Annotated in this window: 14 protein-coding genes and 1 tRNA gene; 9 read left to right on the top strand and 6 right to left on the bottom strand. The window is 65.6% G+C overall.

Annotated features, from left to right (window positions below):
• The first annotated feature begins 91 nt into the window (after positions 1–91).
• From LGM56_RS24370 to LGM56_RS24345, 6 genes are all read left to right on the top strand, one after another.
• The gene (locus tag LGM56_RS24370; protein ID WP_226206965.1) at positions 92–1,978 is read left to right on the top strand and encodes an SGNH/GDSL hydrolase family protein; all 1,887 of its coding nucleotides are present in this window, start codon (positions 92–94) and stop codon (positions 1,976–1,978) included.
• A 1-nt stretch (position 1,979) separates the two neighbouring features.
• Positions 1,980–2,315, top strand: coding sequence for a holin (locus tag LGM56_RS24365; protein ID WP_226206964.1), 336 nt, complete (start codon positions 1,980–1,982; stop codon positions 2,313–2,315).
• The gene (locus LGM56_RS24360) at positions 2,315–2,593 is read left to right on the top strand and encodes a holin (RefSeq protein WP_226206963.1); all 279 of its coding nucleotides are present in this window, start codon (positions 2,315–2,317) and stop codon (positions 2,591–2,593) included. The genes LGM56_RS24365 and LGM56_RS24360 overlap by 1 nt, the downstream gene beginning before the upstream one ends.
• Positions 2,580–3,074, top strand: coding sequence for a glycoside hydrolase family protein (locus tag LGM56_RS24355; protein ID WP_226206962.1), 495 nt, complete (start codon positions 2,580–2,582; stop codon positions 3,072–3,074). Before LGM56_RS24360 ends, LGM56_RS24355 begins: the two co-directional genes overlap by 14 nt.
• A complete protein-coding gene (locus LGM56_RS24350; RefSeq protein WP_226206961.1) occupies positions 3,071–3,550 on the top strand; it encodes a DUF2514 family protein in 480 nt (159 codons plus the stop codon). Before LGM56_RS24355 ends, LGM56_RS24350 begins: the two co-directional genes overlap by 4 nt.
• Before the next feature lie 314 nt (positions 3,551–3,864).
• A complete protein-coding gene (locus tag LGM56_RS24345; protein WP_226206960.1) occupies positions 3,865–4,539 on the top strand; it encodes an SOS response-associated peptidase in 675 nt (224 codons plus the stop codon).
• Here LGM56_RS24345 and LGM56_RS24340 read toward each other — a convergent pair.
• Positions 4,502–5,785 (bottom strand): tyrosine-type recombinase/integrase, encoded by a 1,284-nt coding sequence (locus LGM56_RS24340; protein WP_226206959.1) that lies wholly within the window; start codon positions 5,783–5,785, stop codon positions 4,502–4,504. The two genes, LGM56_RS24345 and LGM56_RS24340, sit on opposite strands and share 38 nt — an antisense overlap.
• 382 nt (positions 5,786–6,167) lie before the next feature.
• Between LGM56_RS24340 and LGM56_RS24335 the strand changes: the two genes are divergently transcribed.
• A tRNA-Met gene (locus tag LGM56_RS24335) sits at positions 6,168–6,244 on the top strand.
• 97 nt (positions 6,245–6,341) lie between these two features.
• Here LGM56_RS24335 and LGM56_RS24330 read toward each other — a convergent pair.
• The gene (locus tag LGM56_RS24330) at positions 6,342–7,034 is read right to left on the bottom strand and encodes an aspartate/glutamate racemase family protein (RefSeq protein ID WP_226206958.1); all 693 of its coding nucleotides are present in this window, start codon (positions 7,032–7,034) and stop codon (positions 6,342–6,344) included.
• A gap of 137 nt (positions 7,035–7,171) precedes the next feature.
• On the opposite strand from LGM56_RS24330, the gene dinB reads away from it, so the two are divergent.
• Positions 7,172–8,335 carry a DNA polymerase IV gene (gene dinB, locus LGM56_RS24325; RefSeq protein ID WP_226206957.1) on the top strand — a complete coding sequence of 388 codons (1,164 nt, stop codon included), beginning with the start codon at positions 7,172–7,174 and terminating at the stop codon, positions 8,333–8,335.
• Positions 8,336–8,396: 61 nt separating this feature from the next.
• Here dinB and LGM56_RS24320 read toward each other — a convergent pair whose 3' ends face one another.
• The 4 genes from LGM56_RS24320 to fixL form a co-directional block, all read right to left on the bottom strand.
• Positions 8,397–10,484 carry a M3 family metallopeptidase gene (locus tag LGM56_RS24320; protein WP_226206956.1) on the bottom strand — a complete coding sequence of 696 codons (2,088 nt, stop codon included), beginning with the start codon at positions 10,482–10,484 and terminating at the stop codon, positions 8,397–8,399.
• A 247-nt stretch (positions 10,485–10,731) separates the two neighbouring features.
• Positions 10,732–11,592, bottom strand: a complete 861-nt coding sequence (gene folD, locus LGM56_RS24315; protein WP_089425766.1) for a bifunctional methylenetetrahydrofolate dehydrogenase/methenyltetrahydrofolate cyclohydrolase FolD — start codon at positions 11,590–11,592, stop codon at positions 10,732–10,734.
• Between the two features lie 238 nt (positions 11,593–11,830).
• Positions 11,831–12,469 (bottom strand): oxygen response regulator transcription factor FixJ, encoded by a 639-nt coding sequence (fixJ, locus tag LGM56_RS24310; RefSeq protein WP_006493245.1) that lies wholly within the window; start codon positions 12,467–12,469, stop codon positions 11,831–11,833.
• The gene (gene fixL / locus LGM56_RS24305) at positions 12,466–14,982 is read right to left on the bottom strand and encodes an oxygen sensor histidine kinase FixL (protein WP_226206955.1); all 2,517 of its coding nucleotides are present in this window, start codon (positions 14,980–14,982) and stop codon (positions 12,466–12,468) included. The genes fixJ and fixL overlap by 4 nt, the downstream gene beginning before the upstream one ends.
• A 273-nt stretch (positions 14,983–15,255) precedes the next feature.
• Between fixL and aceE the strand changes: the two genes are divergently transcribed.
• Positions 15,256–17,952 (top strand): pyruvate dehydrogenase (acetyl-transferring), homodimeric type, encoded by a 2,697-nt coding sequence (gene aceE, locus LGM56_RS24300; RefSeq protein WP_089425765.1) that lies wholly within the window; start codon positions 15,256–15,258, stop codon positions 17,950–17,952.
• Positions 17,953–18,005: the final 53 nt, after the last annotated feature.

Raw genomic sequence — 18,005 nt, 5'->3', positions numbered from 1 at the left:
GTGGTGCCGCCGATCCTAGCATAGACGGAAAGACGCGAGATTCCGCGATGCGCGTTTGGCAGCATGGCGCAGTCTCCTACAGGGCTGTGCCATGACTGTTGCCTCGGACGTTCAGGACGTCACCTACGCTACCGACGGAGCGACCGTCGAATTTCCGATTCCGTACTATTTTCTGCGTAACGGCGACGTGCGCGCGGATCGAATCGATGCGTCAGGCGCGGCAGTGCCGCTGGTCTTCGGCACAGACTTTTCCTTGGCCGGCGCGGGCGATCCCGCAGGTGGCGCACTGACAACGTTCGACGCAATCGCGGCCGGCTACACGTTGCACATTTATCGCGACGTGCCTGCGACGCAGGAAACGCAGTATCAGCAGAACGACCCGTTCCCTTCCAAGACGACTGAGCGCGCCCTTGACAAGCTGACGATGTTGATTCAGCGCGCGTTCGGGCTGATCGCGACGGGTGTTCGATACCCGTTCTCCGAATTCGGGATGAACGCCGTACTGCCGACGGCCAGCAAGCGGGCGCGCAAAGCACTTGTGTTCAAGAGCAACGGCGAAGTCGGGGTATCACAGCAGGACTGGCGGGAACCGCAGGCGATCCTCGACGATGCGAAAAGGACCGCCGAGCAGATCACTGCGGGTGCGCAGGGTGCGCTCGGGACTTTCATTCAGGACGGCCCGGGTTCGGTCCCGCTCACGTTTCAGCAGAAGATGCGCGACAACGTCGGCATCGGTGACAAGGGACCGCTAAACGCCAACGGCATCGACGACGACACGGTCCCCGTCAACAACGCGATCGCGACGGCGCCCGTCGGCGGCGTTGTGAATCTGGCGGGCAAGTCGATGCGCGTAACGGGCGTCGACAACCAGTATGGGATCGAGTTCGAGGGCGGCGGTGAACTGCTGATCGCCGCGCCGCAGGGGGGCGTCTACGCGCAGAACTCCTACGGCGACCGCTTCCAGCGCTTCATCGGCAAAGAATACCTCTACCGTCTGTTCCTGCGTCTCCAGGTGGGCGGCACGCTCACGATGTTCATCTATGGCGATTCGACGGCCGCTACTGCTGCCAACGGCGGCGGCTATGCTGGGGCGGCATTCGAGCCGCAGCAGTTGCTGACCGACTACATGATTCGCGTGAAAGGGGTGCGCAATCCGATCGCCTGCACGAACCGCGCCATCGGCGGCACCCGTGTCGCCCAAATGAACGCGATTCCGGATATCGACGAGGTTGGCGGCACGACGGACGTGTTCTGGATCAAGTACGGCATCAACGATATTCAGGACGGACTCGAAGGGTTCAAAGACAATCTGCGTGCCAAGCTGGCCGAGATCCGCGCGCAGCCGCACGGTACGGTCGACCAGCTTTCGATCGTCCTCGTGGGCCCGAACGCGATCTACGATCCGCAGCACTTCCGCTCGTCGCAATGGATGGAGAGGATTCGCGGCATCTACGTGGCCGCCGCGCGCGACTTCAAGTGCGCGTACTTCGACGCCTATGGCGCGATGCGCGACGCCAACTGGATGCCGGGTACGATGCTGTCCGACGACTTCGGCAACAAGCAGGGCGTGCATCCGCGGAGCATCTTTCAAAACATGATCTGGGGCAAGCTCGTCGACGAGATCATGGGCGATGCCGAAATGCTCCCATATTCGAGCAACGTCTGGCAGGCGCTCACGCCGCTCAATGGCTGGTCGTATTACGGCGGCAGCACGCCGGGCTATTACGCGAGCATGAGCCGTGATGGCTGGGTAGACGTGCGCGGCACGATGCAGGGTGGCACAGTCGGCGCGAACGTGAAGGTCGCGCAGCTGCCCGCCAGTATGACGCCCCTCTATACGCAGATCTTCGGGTGCGGTGGCGCAAACGGGCCGTGCCTGCTGCGCGTCAACCTGGACGGATCGATCGACCAGGCCGATACGAATGCCAGCGCGACGTATATCGATCTGTCCGGCATCCGTTTCCAGATCCGGGGGTGACATGGCAGAACCGACTACCAGCGCCATCGCAGCGGCAGGCGCGCTTCTCGCGAAGACCGTGCCGGGCGCAGTCGGCTCGCTGATCGCGCTGCGCTTCATCGGCGACGGGCTAACTGGCCGGCAGAAAGCCGTGTCGTTCCTGTCCGGCGCTGCGATCGCGTACTACGGCGGGCCAGCTGCCGTGTCGTGGTTCGCGATCACCGACAGCGGCGCGCAGCAGGCGATCGGCTTTCTCGTCGGCCTGTTCGGTCTGGCAGTCACGAAAGAGCTGTTCAAAGAAATCAACAACGCAGACTTCATCGGGGCCCTCAAACGACGCATCTTCGGAGGTCCGTGATGGTCACGATTTTCGTTTTCGCAAACCTCGTCATCCTCGCGTTCTGCATTTGGATCGCCGTCAGCGACGCGATCGTAACGGGGTGGTGGGGCACGGTCGGGTTCTCGATCATCGGTATCGCGGCCGCCGTCAACGTCCTGAAGCCGATCCGCATGCTGCCGGCGATCGACCTGCCCGAAACGCTGATGATGGTCGGCATGGCGATCGTGTGCCTGTGGGTGATGGGGCGCAAGGCTTACTGGTGGACGAAGGAGCACAAACACAATGGCGCGCATTGACGTAGCAACGGCGGGCGGCAAGAACCGTATCGCCTTCCTCGACATGATTGCCGCGAGCGAGATCACGCCCGCGCTGCTCGCAAAGTCAGACGATGGTTACAACGTGCTGGTCGGTGCGACGCCGGCGCGGCCGCTGTTGTTCTCCAGCTACGCAGCGCACCCGAACGTGCTCAACCGCAATATCCCTGTTCCGTCGACAGCGGCCGGCCGCTACCAGATCCTGTACCGCTGGTGGCGCATCTACCAGGCACAGCTGCAGTTGCCCGACTTCGGCCCGGCATCACAGGACCGATACGCGCTGCAGCAACTGCGCGAGCACGGCGCGCTTCCGCTGATCGACGCCGGCCGTTTCCGCGAGGCTGTCGCGAAGGTGTCGAATGTATGGGCGAGCCTGCCGGGCGCGGGCTACGGGCAGCACGAGAACGACATCGAGCGCTTGCTCGACGCGTACCGGGCGGCCGGCGGCCAGGTGGCGGCATGACGATCCTCGACCCGCGCCTCTGGCTGGCCTTCATCATCGCGCTCGCGATCACGGCCGGCGCCTGCTACTTCAAGGGGCATGCCGACGGCGTGCGCGAGACGACGGCCGGCGCGCAGAAAGCGCAGCTCGCCGCGGTGGATGCGGCCCGTGCCGAAGAACAACGCCGCACCGCGGCCCAATCGGAGATCGCAAAAGATGCGAACAAACAACGCACGGCCGCGCTCGCAGATGCTTTTGCTGCTCGTGCTGCCGCTGGCAGCCTGCAGCAGCGTGTCGACCAGCTCGTTGCGGCCGCCCGCCATCGCGCCGCTACCGCCGGAAGCCCGGCAACCGGCGACGCCCTCGATCTGCTTGCCGACGTGCTCGGCCGCGCTGACCAGCGCGCGGGCGAGCTGGCAGAGTACGCTGACCGTGCCCGCATCGCCGGCCAGCAATGCGAGCGCGACTACGACGCGCTGACGGTACTCGCGAAATAGCGCTGCGCGAGCGCGTCGCAGGTCTCATCGTCCAACTCATCGAGGCCCGTCGCTCGCACCCAGCAGGAGCACCCGTGGTTTGGTCGCACCCGCATGGGTGAGCATCGCGGGTGCGTGCAGTGCGCGATACCGGCGCCGGGCTCTGCGGTTCCGGCCCAATGCTCGCATGTCCAACACGTGCACATGACCGTGCGGATGTGCAGTCCGATATATGGGGTCGCTTTGGTTTCCACGATGCAAGGCGGCACTGTATGGATATACAGTGTATCGCGGGGTAAGATGGGGCCGTCAAGAACGAAAATAGGGGACGGTCGATGTGCACCAATTACCGCGCGCCCGGCGAGGAATCGGGCCTGAGCGAGTTGAAGATCGACAATTTCAGCGACCTCTACCGCCGCGCGCCGTGGAAGGACGAGATCTGGCCGGATTATCTCGCGCCGATCGTGCGCGCGGCCGGCGACGGCGCGGAGGCCGTCGTCGCCAATTTCGGGATGATGCCGAAGACGTTCCAGCCAGCGGGGAAGAAGTTCATGACCGTCAACGCACGGTCGGAGACGGTGGGCGAGAAGCCGGCGTATCGAACAGCATGGCGCGCAGGCCAGCGCTGCCTGATTCCGGTGAAATGGGTCTACGAGCCGAACTGGGAGACGGGCAAGCACGTGCGCTATCGGATCGGGGTCGGCGACTGGCGCCCGTATTGCGTCGCGGGTGTCTGGCGCGCGTGGCGTGGTGCAGACGGAGCCGAGACGCTCGCGATGGCGATGCTTACGGTGAACGCAGACGAGCACCCCGTGATGAAGCACATGCACCGGCTCGGCGATGAGAAGCGATCCGTCGTGATCCTGCGGCCGGAAGACTACGACGAGTGGCTGCACTCGACGAGCATCGACGCGGCCCGTACGATGCTGCAGCTTTACCCGGCCGACGAAATGGTGACCGAGCCGGCGCCGGCTACGCCGCGGCAATCAATGGCTGGCGAATCGGGATGATCTCGGCCTCGCGGCCGTCTGCGCACGCGCCGACAAACTCGGCCCACTTTTCGAGCGCGGCACGCCGCTCGGGGATCTCCTGCCGCACGTCGTAGATCCCTTCCATCCCCCGCAGCTTGTGGTTCAGCGCGATCTCGGTGATCTCCTTCGGGATACCCATGTTCATCATGTGCCCCTTGGCCGTGCTGCGCGTGTCGTGCGGCGTGAAGCGCCGAGCCTCGAGATCGCCGCGCAGGAACGCGCGGTCGATGGCCGCCCACAGCGTCGTGTTCCCGACGTGCGTATCACCGAGCCGGCTGATACGTTGCCGACCGCGCGCGGGCAGCAGCCACGGCGAGTCACCGGACAGCGCGAGCAGTTCCTCGAACCACGTCGCGACGCGCGGCACGAGCGGCACGAGAAAGCCAGTCCGCGTCTTGACCGCTTCGTCAGGGACAAACCACGACCCGTGCGCCAGGTCGATGAATTCCTTGCGGGCTTTGACGAGCTCGTTCGTGCGCACGCACGTCGCGAGCAGGATGCGCAGCATCAGGCCGTTCTCGCGGCCGATCGTGTCGTCGATGCCGGGCAGGATCTTCGCCAGCTCGTCGACAGCCAGCATCACGCGCGGCCTGACCTTCGGCCGGGCGCCCATGATCGCGGTCAGCTTCACGCCGGCGCACGGGTTCGCCGCGATGATCTTGCGGCCGCACGCGTGGTCGAATACCTGCGTCACGGTGGTGAGAATCCGCTTCGACATTGTCCAGCCACGGCCGGCATCCTCGATCGCCTGGATGACGTCCAGCGACGTGACCTTCCGCACTTCGAGCGAACCGAGCTTCGGCTTCACGACGTTGTCGAGATCCCACGTGCGGTAGTAAATCGTGCTGGCCGACAGCGGCTTCTCGATGTCCTGCGCGAATCGCTTCGCGCGGAAGTCGGCGACCAGGTCGTTGACCGTCCATGCGGCGGCTGATGCCGCGCGCTCGGTCTTCTTTGCGACAGCCGGATCGGCGCCGTTGTCGATCGCGACGCGGTGCGCGCGGGCCGCCTTGCGCGCGGCCGCGAGCGACAGGTCGGGGTAGTTGCCGAGGGTCAGCTCGCGCCGGCGGCCGCCGGCCAACCGGTAACGCAGGATCCACGCCGCAGTGCCGCCGGCGGAAAGGGTGAAGGTGAGCCCGTCGCCGTCGGACTTTGCGACCGGTTTCCCGGCGGCGATCCAGCGCCGCAGCTGCATGTCGTCGAGCACATTCGTTTGCCTAGCCATATCGTTCCTCGTGGGTAGTCAGGCGATAGTGCCAGCGAATTAGCTACCCGCCTAGCTACCCAAATTTCCGTAGCCACCCTTGGATTTTGTTAGACGCTATTTGTCTAAAACCCTTGATGGGATTGGGGTTGCGGGCGATCGGGTAGCCGTTCTTAGATAGGCTTAGACGTTAATGAAAATAGCAGGTGGCGATTTTCATGAACGGGAGTGTGCGTGCGGGGTGAATACGAAGGCCGCCATCTTACCGCGAGCACGGGGCGCGAACGCGCGCTTCGTGCGAGGCGGGGGAGGCGCCGCGCGCGGCCGTTTCGATGAATCGGGAAGAAATTGTGACAAAAGTATTGACGTGAGTACTCCCTCACCCTATAATTTATTTCTCTGACGCGGGGTGGAGCAGTCTGGCAGCTCGTCGGGCTCATAACCCGAAGGTCGTAGGTTCAAATCCTACCCCCGCAACCAAGCACACCAGACGATGTGCAGCGCAAGTGACCGATGCGCGCTTCGTCGACAGGAACCCGGCCCCGTGCCGGGTTTTTTGTTTTCCGCGCGGCAGCGATCAGCGCGCCGCCCACTCGACCGCCGCCTTCGCATGCAGCGCGGTCGTATCGAACACCGGCAGCGGCGAGTCGTCCGCGCCGATCAGCAGCGTGATTTCCGTGCAGCCGAGGATCACGGCCTGCGCACCGCGCCGGGCCAGTTCCTCGATGATCGTCACGTACGTCGCGCGCGATTCCGGCGAGACGATGCCGTGGCACAGCTCGTCGTAGATGATCCGGTGCACGTCGTCGCGCCCGCGTTCGTCCGGCACGAGCACCTCCATCCCGAACTTCCCGCGCAGCCGCTCCGCGTAGAACGGCAGCTCCATCGTGTAGCGCGTGCCGAGCAGCGCGACGCGCTCGACGCCCGCATCGCGCAGCGCGGTGCCGGTCGGATCGGCGATGTGCAGGAACGGCAGCGTCACCGCGGCTTCGATCGCATCGCAGACGCGGTGCATCGTATTGGTGGTCAGCACGACCAGATCGGCGCCGGCCGCCTCGAGCTGTCGCGCGGCGCCGGCCATCCGTTCGCCGAGCGCGGCCCAGTCGTGCGTGCGCTGCAGCGCTTCGATCTCCGCGAAATCGACCGTGACCAGCACGCTCTTCGCGTTGTGGTGTCCGCCGTGCAACGCCTTCGAATGGCGATTGATCATCCGGTAGTACTCGGCCGACGATTCCCAGCTCATCCCGCCGATCAGTCCGATTGTCTTCATGCGTCACCTTTGCGTTTCGTGTCTCGCGGCAGACGAGTATAGGCGCGGCTGTTCGTGCCCGGCCGGTACGATCCGCGCAAAGCGGGCCAGTACGGCGCCGCCGGGCCCGGCCGCACGCGACAGTTGAAACCGGCACTGTGTTTTTGTACAGTATCGGCACCGTGAACCCGACCATCATTCCGCCTGCCGATTCGCCCGCGCCGCCGCCGGGCGATGCGCAGCCGCGCATGCGCAAGATCATTCACTGCGACTGCGACTGCTTCTACGCGTCGGTCGAGATGCGCGACGACCCGTCGCTGCGCAACCGGCCGCTCGCGGTCGGCGGCCGGCCCGACCAGCGTGGCGTGATCGCGACCTGCAACTACGAGGCGCGGCGCTACGGCGTGCATTCGGCGATGTCGTCGGCGCTGGCGATGCGCAAGTGCCCGGACCTGCTGATCCTGCCGACCGCGATGGACAAGTACCGCGCGGCATCGCGGCAGATCATGGCGATCTATCGCGACTACACGCCCGACGTCGAGCCGCTGTCGCTCGACGAGGCGTACCTCGACGTCAGCGGGTCGGAGCGGTGCCAGGGCAGTGCCACGCTGATTGCGCGGGAGATCCGCCAGCGCGTGTTCGACACGGTCGGCGTGACCGTGTCGGCCGGCGTTGCGCCGAACAAGTTCATCGCGAAGATCGCGTCCGACTGGAACAAGCCCGACGGGCTGTTCGTCGTGCGGCCGCACGAGATCGACGCGTTCGTCGCGGCGCTGCCGGTGCGCAAGCTGCACGGCGTCGGCAAGGTGACGGCCACGCGGCTCGACCGGCTCGGCATCCAGACCTGCGCGCAGTTGCGCGACTGGCCGCTGATCGACCTGCACCGTGAATTCGGCGCGTTCGGGCGGCGGTTGTACGAACTGTCGCGCGGGATCGACGAGCGGCGCGTGCAGGCCGACCAGGAGCGCAAGTCGGTCAGCGTCGAGACGACCTACGTGACCGACCTGACGACGCTCGAGCAGTGCGCGGAGGAAATCCGCCGCCTCGTCGTGCAACTCGACGCGCGGATCGAACGGGCGGGCGCCTCGCGCTCGATCCGCAAGCTGTACGTGAAGATCCGCTTCGCCGATTTCCAGCGCACGACGGTCGAGTGCGTGGCCGATGCGACGAATGCGGACACGGCCGTCACGCTGCTCGCGAAGGGGCTGCAACGGCGTGCGCAGGCGGTGCGGCTGCTCGGCGTCGGCGTACGCATCGACGAAGATACCGCCGAGCGCCACGGACAGTTCTCGTTGTTCGACGACGAGTCCCCCGCGCCATGAAAAAAGGCACCGCCGAAGCGGTGCCTTTGCTCACATGCAACCGAACGCACTGGCGGCCCGCTCAGTGCGTGGGCGCCGCCATCCCGTTATGGCGCAGCAGCGCATCGATCTGCGGCTCGCGGCCGCGGAACGCCTTGAACGAATCCATCGCCGGGCGGCTGCCGCCGACCTCGAGGATTTCACGGCGATAGCGCGTGCCGGTCGCCGCGTCGAGCACGCTGCCGCTTGCGGCAGCTGCCTCCTCGAATGCCGCGTACGCATCGGCCGACAGCACCTCGGCCCACTTGTAGCTGTAATAGCCGGCCGCGTAGCCGCCCGCGAAGATATGGCTGAACGTGTTCGGCCAGCGCGAGAACGCGGCTTGCGGGATCACGTGATAGCGCTCGTTGATCTCGCGCGCGAACGCGGTCACGCCGGTGGCGCCCGCCGGGTCGAAGTCGACGTGCAGCAGCATGTCGAACATCGAGAACACGATCTGACGCAGCGTGCCGAGCCCGCTCTGGAAGTTCTTTGCCGCGATCATCTTGTCGAACAGCTCGCGCGGCAGCGCGGCGCCCGTGTCGACGTGCGACGACATCGACGACAGCACGTCCCATTCCCAGCAGAAGTTTTCCATGAACTGCGACGGCAGCTCGACGGCATCCCATTCGACGCCGTTGATGCCCGACACGCCGAGTTCGTCGACGCGCGTGAGCATGTGGTGCAGCCCATGGCCGAACTCATGGAACAGCGTGATGACTTCGTCGTGCGTGAAGCAGGCGGGCTTGCCGCCGACCGGCGCCGAGAAGTTGCAGGTGAGATAGGCGACCGGCGTCTGCACGCTGCTGCCGCGCTTCGCGCGCGAACGCGCGTCGTCCATCCATGCGCCGCCGCGCTTGCCTTCGCGCGCGTACAGGTCGAGATAGAACTGCGCGACGAGCGAGCCGTCGCGATTCTCGACGCGGAAGAAACGTACGTCCTTGTGCCACACCGGCGCGTCGTCCGGCTTGATCTGCACGCCGAACAGCGTCTCGGTGACGGTGAACAGGCCCTTCAGCGCGGCCGGCTCCGGGAAGTACTGCTTGACCTCGTTTTCCGAGAACGCGTAGCGCTGCTGGCGCAGCTTTTCGGCCGCGAATGCGACGTCCCACGGCGCGAGTTCGGCGAGGCCGAGTTCCTTGGCGGCGAACGTGCGCAGCTCGTCCCAGTCCTTGTCCGCGTGCGGGCGCGCGCGCGTGGCGAGATCCTCGAGGAACGCGATCACCTGCTGCGGCGATTCGGCCATCTTCGGCGCGAGCGACACTTCGGCGAAGTTGCGGAAGCCGAGCATCAGCGCCTCTTCGCGGCGCAGCTTCAGCGCATCGGCGACGATCGTCGTATTGTCCCATTCGGCCTTGCCGTCACCGTACTGCGGCCCGAGTTCCGACGCGCGCGTCGCATAGGCGCGGTAGAGCGTCTCGCGCAGTGCGCGGTTGTCCGCGTATTGCAGCACCGGGAAGTACGATGGGAAGTGCAGCGTGAATTTCCAGCCTTCCTTCGCATCCTTTTGCGCGGCTTCGCGGGCGGCCTCGATCGCGTCGCCGGGCAGGCCGGCCAGGTCGGCCTCATCCTGCACGAAATACGCGTACGCGTTGGTCGCGTCGAGCACGTGATCGGAGAAGGCCTTCGACAGCGCGGCCTGCTGTTCCTGCAGTTCGGCGAAGCGCGGCTTCTGGTCCTCGGGCAGCTCGGCGCCCGACAGGCGGAAATCGCGCAGCGCGTTGTCGAGAATCTTCTTGCGTTCGGTGGACAGCGTCGCGTATTCGGCGCTTGCGGCGATCGCCTTGTATTTCTCGTACAGCGCGAGGTTCTGGCCGACGCTCGACCAGAATTCGGTCACGCGCGGCAGATTCGCGCCATAGGCGGCCCGCAGTTCGGGCGTATCGGCAACCGCGTTCAGGTGGCCGACGATGCCCCACGCGCGACCGAGCGGCTCCGTCGCGCACTCGACCGTCTCGACGACGGCTGCCCAGGTTGCCGGCGTCGCGGCCGCGCTGGCCGTCTCGACCGCGCGGTTGGCGTCATCGAGCAGCGTGTCGAGCGCGGGCGTCACGTGTTCCGGGCGGATCTCGCCGAAGCGGGGCAGGCCCGAGAAATCGAGCAGCGGGTTGGTGTTGGCGCTGGCGGACATAAGACTCCCTGTCTGTTGCCGGATGAACCGGAGTGAAAAGGGTAGGCGCGCAAGGCAACGCGGCGCCCGATATCGACATTATTGGGGCGCATCGCGCGCTTTCCAATCGTTAGTTTCTAACGACGCGATTGACGCGGGGTCGGATGCGGGGTGGAGGCGTTTGATGGCGCGGCCGACGCGGTGGGTGCGGTGCGGCCGGCGAGGCGCCGGCGTGCGGAACCGCACGCCGGCTGAACGGGGCGGGCGCTCAGGCGGCCGCGTCGGCGGCGCGCTCGGCGGCTTCGATCGTGTTGATCAGCAGCATCGTGATGGTCATCGGGCCGACACCGCCCGGCACCGGCGTGATGTGGCCGGCCACTTCCTTCACGCCCGCGAAGTCGACGTCGCCGCACAGCTTGCCCGCGTCGTCGCGGTTCATGCCGACGTCGATCACCGTCGCGCCGGGCTTCACCATGTCGGCGGTCAGGATGTTGCGCTTGCCGACCGCGGCGACCACGATGTCGGCCTGCCGCGTGTGCGCGGCGAGGTCGCGCGTCTTGCTGTGGCAGATCGTCACGGTCGCGCCGGCGTCGAGCAGCATCATCGCCATCGGCTTGCCGACGATGTTCGAGCGGCCGATCACGACCGCGTTCGCGCCCTGCAGCGGGATGTCATGCGCCTCGAACATCTTCATCACGCCGTACGGTGTGCACGGGCGGAACAGCGGCTTGCCGGTCATCAGCGCGCCGGCGTTCGCGACGTGGAAGCCGTCGACGTCCTTTTCCGGTGCGATCGCCTCGATCACCTTGTGGCTGTCGATGTGCTTGGGCAGCGGCAACTGGACGAGGATGCCGTGGATCTTCGGATCGCGGTTCAGCGCGTCGATGTGCGCGAGCAGGTCGGCTTCCGACAGCGTGTCCGGGTACGCGTCCTTCAGCGAGAAGAAACCGTTGTCCTCGCACGCCTTGATCTTGTTGCGCACGTAGACTTCGCTTGCCGGGTTGGCGCCGACGAGGATCACCGCGAGACCGGGCTGGTGGCCGCGTGCGGTCAGGGCGGCGGCGCGTTCGGCGGCCTGTGCGCGCAGGGTCTTCGAAAGGGCGTTGCCGTCGATGAGGAGGGCTGTCATGGTGGTGGTCCTGCCGGGAAGTTGGAATGCGATCGTGCGGCGCCCGAAGCGTCGCAGCAAAGCACGCGATTATACCAACCGCCTGCCGCCGTCCGACAGCGAATAAGCAGGAAGCGTCATGGCCGCGGCGCTCGCGCGCCGGGAGAAAGGCCGCCGCCGCGCGAGTGGGCCGCATCGCGCGGGGCGGCCAGGGCTGGCTGCGGGCCGGGCGGGCAGCGCCGCCGCGGCCGGCGCGCGCTCAGGCCTGCTTCTTCGACAGCGCGAGGCGCAGCAGGTCGGCCACCGTGTTGACGTTGAGTTTTTCCATGATGTTCGCGCGGTGCGCCTCGACCGTCTTGATGCTGATGCCGAGATCGTCGGCGATCTGCTTGTTCAGGCGGCCCGCGATGATCCGCTCGAGCACCTGCTGCTCGCGCGCGGTCAGCTTCGACAGGCGTTCGCTCGCGGCACGCTGTTCCTGGACGCTCTTGCTTTCGCTTCGGGCCTTGTCGAGCATCCGCTCGACGAGCTTGCGCAGCTCGGCTTCGTCGAACGGTTTCTCGATAAAGTCCATCGCACCCTTTTTCATCGTCGAGACGGCCATCGGCACGTCGCCGTGACCCGTGACGAAGATGATCGGCAGCGCGGCATTGTCGGCAATCAGGCGCTCCTGCAGTTCGAGGCCGCTCATGCCCGACATCCGGACGTCGAGGATCAGGCACGCGATCTGGCCGGCCTGCTGCGCAGGCTGGTAGGCATCGAGGAACTGCTCGGCGCTCGAGAAGCATTGCACGCGATAGCCGTTCGCCTCCAGCAGCCAGCGCAGCGAGTCCCGTACGGCCTCGTCGTCGTCAACGACAAAGACGGTTTCCTGAGTGGTGGTGACAGGGCTATTCATAGTTCTCCCGTAACGGTATGTGATGCCGATGCCTCGCGCCCCCCTTGGCCGAGATCAGCGGGTTCCCCAATGGGCAGGCTGCAGTGGAACGTTGCGCCGGAAATGCGGCCATCCGGCTCGACGTTGTTGACCACCCACAGACGCCCCCGATGCGATTCGATGATCGAACGGCAGATATTCAGCCCCATGCCCATTCCATCGGACTTGGTGCTGTAAAACGGTTCAAACAGGCGCTCGGCGGTCGCTTCGTCGACGCCCGGGCCCTGGTCGATCACGCGGATGTCGACGAAGCCCGCCTCGATGTCGGCGACGACGCGGATCACGCCGTCCGCCGACGCCGGCTTCACGTCGGCCATCGCCTCGGCCGCGTTCTTCATCAGGTTCACGAGCACCTGCTCGATCAGCACGGGGTCGACATAAATAATAGGCATTCTTGCGAGGATTTCCGTGACGATCCGGATCCTGCGCTTCCTGGCCTCGATTTCGGCGAGCCCGACCGCGTCGGCGACGATGTCCGCGACCCGAGCCGGCTGGCGCTTCGGCTCGCTGCGCTTCACGAATTCGCGGATCCGCTTGACGATCATCCCCGCGCGCAGCGCCTGCTGCGCGGTCTTTTCCAGCGCGGGCTGCAGCGTCTCCGGCGTGCCGCGGCCGCTCTTCACGAGCGCGAGCGTGCCCGAGCAATAGTTGTTGATCGCGGCGAGTGGCTGGTTCAATTCGTGAGCAATCGACGACGCCATTTCACCCATCGTCATCAATCGGCTCGTGAACTGCAGCTTCTCTTCCTGCTGGTGCGCGAGTTCCTGCGCCTTCTTGCGGGTCGTGATGTCGGTCGCGATCTGCATCTGCGCGAGGTGGCCGTCCACCCACTGGATGTACTGGCGGCGCACCTCGAACCACTTCTGGATGCTCTCGACGTACACCTCCTGCGCGTCCGCCGTGCTGCTCGTCAGCGCGGCGGCCGGCAGGCCCGCGAACGCGTCGACCATGTCGATCGAGTCGGACGAGGCCTGCGCGCGGTCGAAGCCGCCGCCCGACAGCTCGAGATGGCCGTCCGGACGAATGCCGAACAGGTGGCGGTAGTAGCGGTTCGCGAACAGCAGCTCGGCCTCGTCGGCGGCCAGCACCGACACCGCGGCGTCGAGGCTTTCGAGCACCGTCGTGAAGCGCTCGTGCGCGGCCGCGAGTTCCTCGCGCGCCCGCTTCGGCTCGGTGATGTCGGTCATCGACGACATCCAGCCGGTCTGGCGGCCCGAGCTGTCGATCAGCGGCGACACGTACAGGCGCGCATGGAACAGCGTGCCGTTCTTGCGCCGCACGCGCAGCTCGAAGCCCGAGCTCGGCGCCTTGCCGCGCAGCGTCATGTCGAGCTGGCGCTGCATTTCCGGGTACGCGTCGCGCGGCCAGTAAGGGAACGGCGCGACCTTGCCGACGAGGTCGGTTTCGTCCCAGCCCGTCATCCGGCAGAACGCGGGGTTCACGTGCGTGATGCGGCCGTGCATGTCGAGCACGCGCATGCCGATCAGCACCGAGTTTTCCATCGCGCGGCGGAAGAACGCTTCTGCGTACAGCGCCTGCTGCGCCTCGAAGCGCTGGCGCGTGTGCTTCCACAGGCTCCAGAGGCTCCACAGCACGAAGCACGACAGGCCTGCGACGAGCCACACGAGCGTGTTGTTGGTCAGGTTCGTGAGCTGCGGGAATGCGTACACGCGCACGGTCAGCCCCTGGCCGGGCGGATCGAGCGGCAGGTCGTAGTGCGAGTCGCGCGGCAGGCGCGGGCGCGTCGACGTGGACGACAGCTCGCGGTTGTTCGCGTCGGTGATCGAGATCTTGTACTTCGACGACAACTCCTGCGGGATGTCGTGCTTCAGGATGCCTTCGACCGAGAACACCGCGGCGATCGAGCCGAGGTACTCGCGGTCGCCGCGCATCACGGGTGTCTGCAGCGTGATGAAGCCGTTGCCGAAGTCGTCGTAGATCAGCGGCGAATAGGCCTGGCGGCGCGTGCTGCGCGCCTCGTCGTACGCGCCGCGCACGGCGTCCTGCATCTGCGCTTCGCCGGGCTTCGCGAGCCGCTGGCCGAGCAGCGGCGGATGCACGGTCGGCCAGCGCTGCACGCCGGGCGACGTGTACCAGTTCAGGTAGAGGATTTCCGGATGCGTTTGCATCACGTCCGCGACGGCCATCTGGAACGCGTTCTGATCGAGCCGGCCGGAGGCGAGATCGCGCGACAGCGCCTGGAGCTGTTCCTGCGCGCCCGTCATCGACAGGCGGATCTGCTGCTGCGCCCAGGCGACGTTACGGAAGAGGGTGTCTTCCTGCTGCTGCTGTTCGCGGCGATTGAGGCTCCACAGGATGAGGCTCATCACTACCAGGAACACCAGGATCGACAGCAGGGGCGTCAGCAAATAGGAATTGGACCACCACGGTCCGTGGTGCCAACGGGACGGCTGCGACTCCGCCGGCGGGCCCGACGGTCGCGCCGAGCGTGCGAAAAGCCGATCGGTCAACATGGCAGGATTGTAGCGCAGCGCAATACATGGAAAACCTATACCGGATATGTTGAACGGAAACGGATTTGTTCAGCCGCGACGCGCTGGAGAGCCCCGAAATATGGGTGCAGCGCAGCAATATTCCGCATTGCGAGAAAAGATCTCACAATTCGAAAATTTTGTTGCGCAGGCCCGCGCACGCTCATTACAATCCGTCGGAGCTTGCCCGCAGCCGGTCGCGTCGCGTCGTCTGCACGAGAGCGATCCTCACATTCCAGGACCCAGGAGACGAGAATGTCCGCTGTACCGAACGAAGTGATGAAATATGTCGCCGCCGAACATGACGACGACCCGCAGGAAACCGTCGAATGGCTCGAGTCGCTCGACGGCGTAATCTCCTCCGTGGGCACTGGCCGCGCGCACTACCTGATCGAAAAGCAGATCGAATTCGCCCGCATGCACGGCGAACACCTGCCGTTTTCCGCGAATACCCCGTACATCAACACGATCCCGGTCGCCGCGCAGGCGAAGATCCCGGGTGACCAGGACATCGAGCACCGCATCCGTTCGTACACGCGCTGGAACGCGCTGGCGATGGTGCTGCGCGCAGGCAAGGACACGAACGTCGGCGGCCACATCGCATCGTTCGCATCGGCCGCGACGCTCTATGACGTCGGCTACAACCACTTCTGGCACGCAGCGTCCGAGCAGCACGGCGGCGATCTCGTGTTCGTGCAGGGCCACTCGTCGCCGGGCGTCTACTCGCGCGCGTTCCTGCTCGGCCGCCTGAAGGAAGAGCAGCTCGACAACTTCCGCCAGGAAGTCGACGGCAACGGCATTTCGTCGTACCCGCACCCGTGGCTGATGCCGGACTTCTGGCAGTTCCCGACCGTGTCGATGGGCCTCGGCCCGATCATGGCGATCTACCAGGCCCGCTTCATGAAGTACCTGGAAGCGCGCGGCATCACGAAGACGGAAGGCCGCAAGGTGTGGGCGTTCCTCGGCGACGGCGAGACGGACGAACCGGAATCGCTCGGCGCGATCGGGATGGCGAGCCGCGAGAAGCTCGACAACCTCGTGTTCGTGATCAACTGCAACCTGCAGCGTCTCGACGGCCCGGTGCGCGGCAACGGCAAGATCATCCAGGAACTCGAATCGGAATTCCGCGGTGCCGGCTGGAACGTGATCAAGGTCATCTGGGGCAGCCGCTGGGACGCGCTGTTCGCACGCGACAAGTCGGGCGCGCTGATGCGCCGCATGATGGAAGTCGTCGACGGCGAGTACCAGACGTACAAGTCGGAATCCGGCGCGTTCGTGCGCGAGCACTTCTTCAACACACCTGAACTGAAGGCGCTCGTCGCCGACTGGTCGGACGACGACATCTGGGCGCTGAACCGCGGCGGCCACGATCCGCACAAGATCTACGCGGCTTTCCACGAAGCCACGAACACGAAGGGCGCGCCGACCGTCATCCTCGCGAAGACCATCAAGGGCTACGGGATGGGCGAGTCGGGCCAGGCGATGAACATCACGCACCAGCAGAAGAAGCTGCCGGTCGAGCAACTGAAGAAGTTCCGTGACCAGTTCCGCCTGCCGATCACCGACGAACAGATCGCCGACGTGCCGTACCTGAAGTTCGAGGAAGGCTCGAAGGAACTCGAATACATGCGCAAGCAGCGCATGGACCTCGGCGGTTACCTGCCGCACCGCCGCGAGAAGGCGACGTCGCTGCCGGTGCCGGCGCTCGACGCGTTCGAGCCGCTGCTGAAGGGCACGGGCGAAGGCCGCGAGATCTCGACGACGATGGCTTTCGTGCGGATCCTGAACATCCTGCTGAAGGACAAGGCGCTCGGCAAGCGCGTCGTGCCGATCGTCCCGGACGAATCGCGTACGTTCGGCATGGAAGGCCTGTTCCGCCAGATCGGCATCTGGAACCAGCAGGGCCAGAAGTACGTGCCGGAAGATTCCGACCAGCTGATGTTCTACAAGGAATCGGAAACCGGCCAGATCCTGCAGGAAGGCATCAACGAAGCGGGCGGCATGTGCGACTGGATCGCGGCGGCGACGTCGTACTCGACGCACGGCGAGATCATGGTGCCGTTCTACATCTTCTATTCGATGTTCGGCTTCCAGCGGATCGGCGACCTGGCATGGGCCGCGGGCGACATGCGTTCGCGCGGCTTCCTGCTGGGCGGCACCGCGGGCCGCACGACGCTGAACGGCGAAGGCCTGCAGCACGAAGACGGCCACTCGCTCCTGTGGGCGGCATCGGTGCCGAACTGCGTGAGCTACGACCCGACCTTCGGCTATGAGCTCGCCGTGATCGTCCAGGACGGCCTGCGCCGCATGGTGGCGGACCAGGAAGACGTGTACTACTACATCACGGTGATGAACGAGAACTACGAGCACCCGGCGATTCCGCAGGGCGAGCACGTGGCGGCCGACATCATCAAGGGCATGTACGCGTTCAAGAAGGCCGACGCCGACAAGAAGGCGCCGCGCGTCCAGCTGCTCGGCGCGGGCACGATCTTCAACGAAGTGATCGCTGCCGCCGACCTGCTGAAGAACGACTGGGGCGTCGCCGCCGATCTGTGGAGCGTGCCGAGCTTCACCGAGCTCGCGCGTGAAGGCCATCAGGTCGAACGCTGGAACCTGCTCCATCCGACCGAAGAGCGTCGTCTGTCGCACGTGCAGAAGTGCCTGAAGGACACGCAGGGCCCGGTCATCGCATCGACCGACTACGTCCGTGCGCTGGTCGACCAGATCCGCGGCCAGATCGATCGGCGTTTCGTCGTGCTGGGCACGGACGGCTTCGGCCGCTCGGATACCCGCGAGAAGCTGCGTCACTTCTTCGAAGTCGACCGTCACTGGGTCACCGTCGCCGCGCTCAACGCGCTGGCCGACGAGGGCACGATCGAACGCAAGGTGGTCGCGGATGCGATCGCCAAGTACAACCTCGATCCGTCGAAGCCCAACCCGATGACCGTTTAACGCACACGCCGTGTGATGCCGCGCGCCGCTCCCGCGAGGGGCGCGCGCGGCCA

This window comes from Burkholderia sp. AU38729, from assembly GCF_020419725.1.
Lineage (GTDB): Bacteria > Pseudomonadota > Gammaproteobacteria > Burkholderiales > Burkholderiaceae > Burkholderia.
The sequence above is the reverse complement of the archived record's forward strand: the minus strand, read 5'-3'. Positions and strand labels throughout refer to the sequence as shown.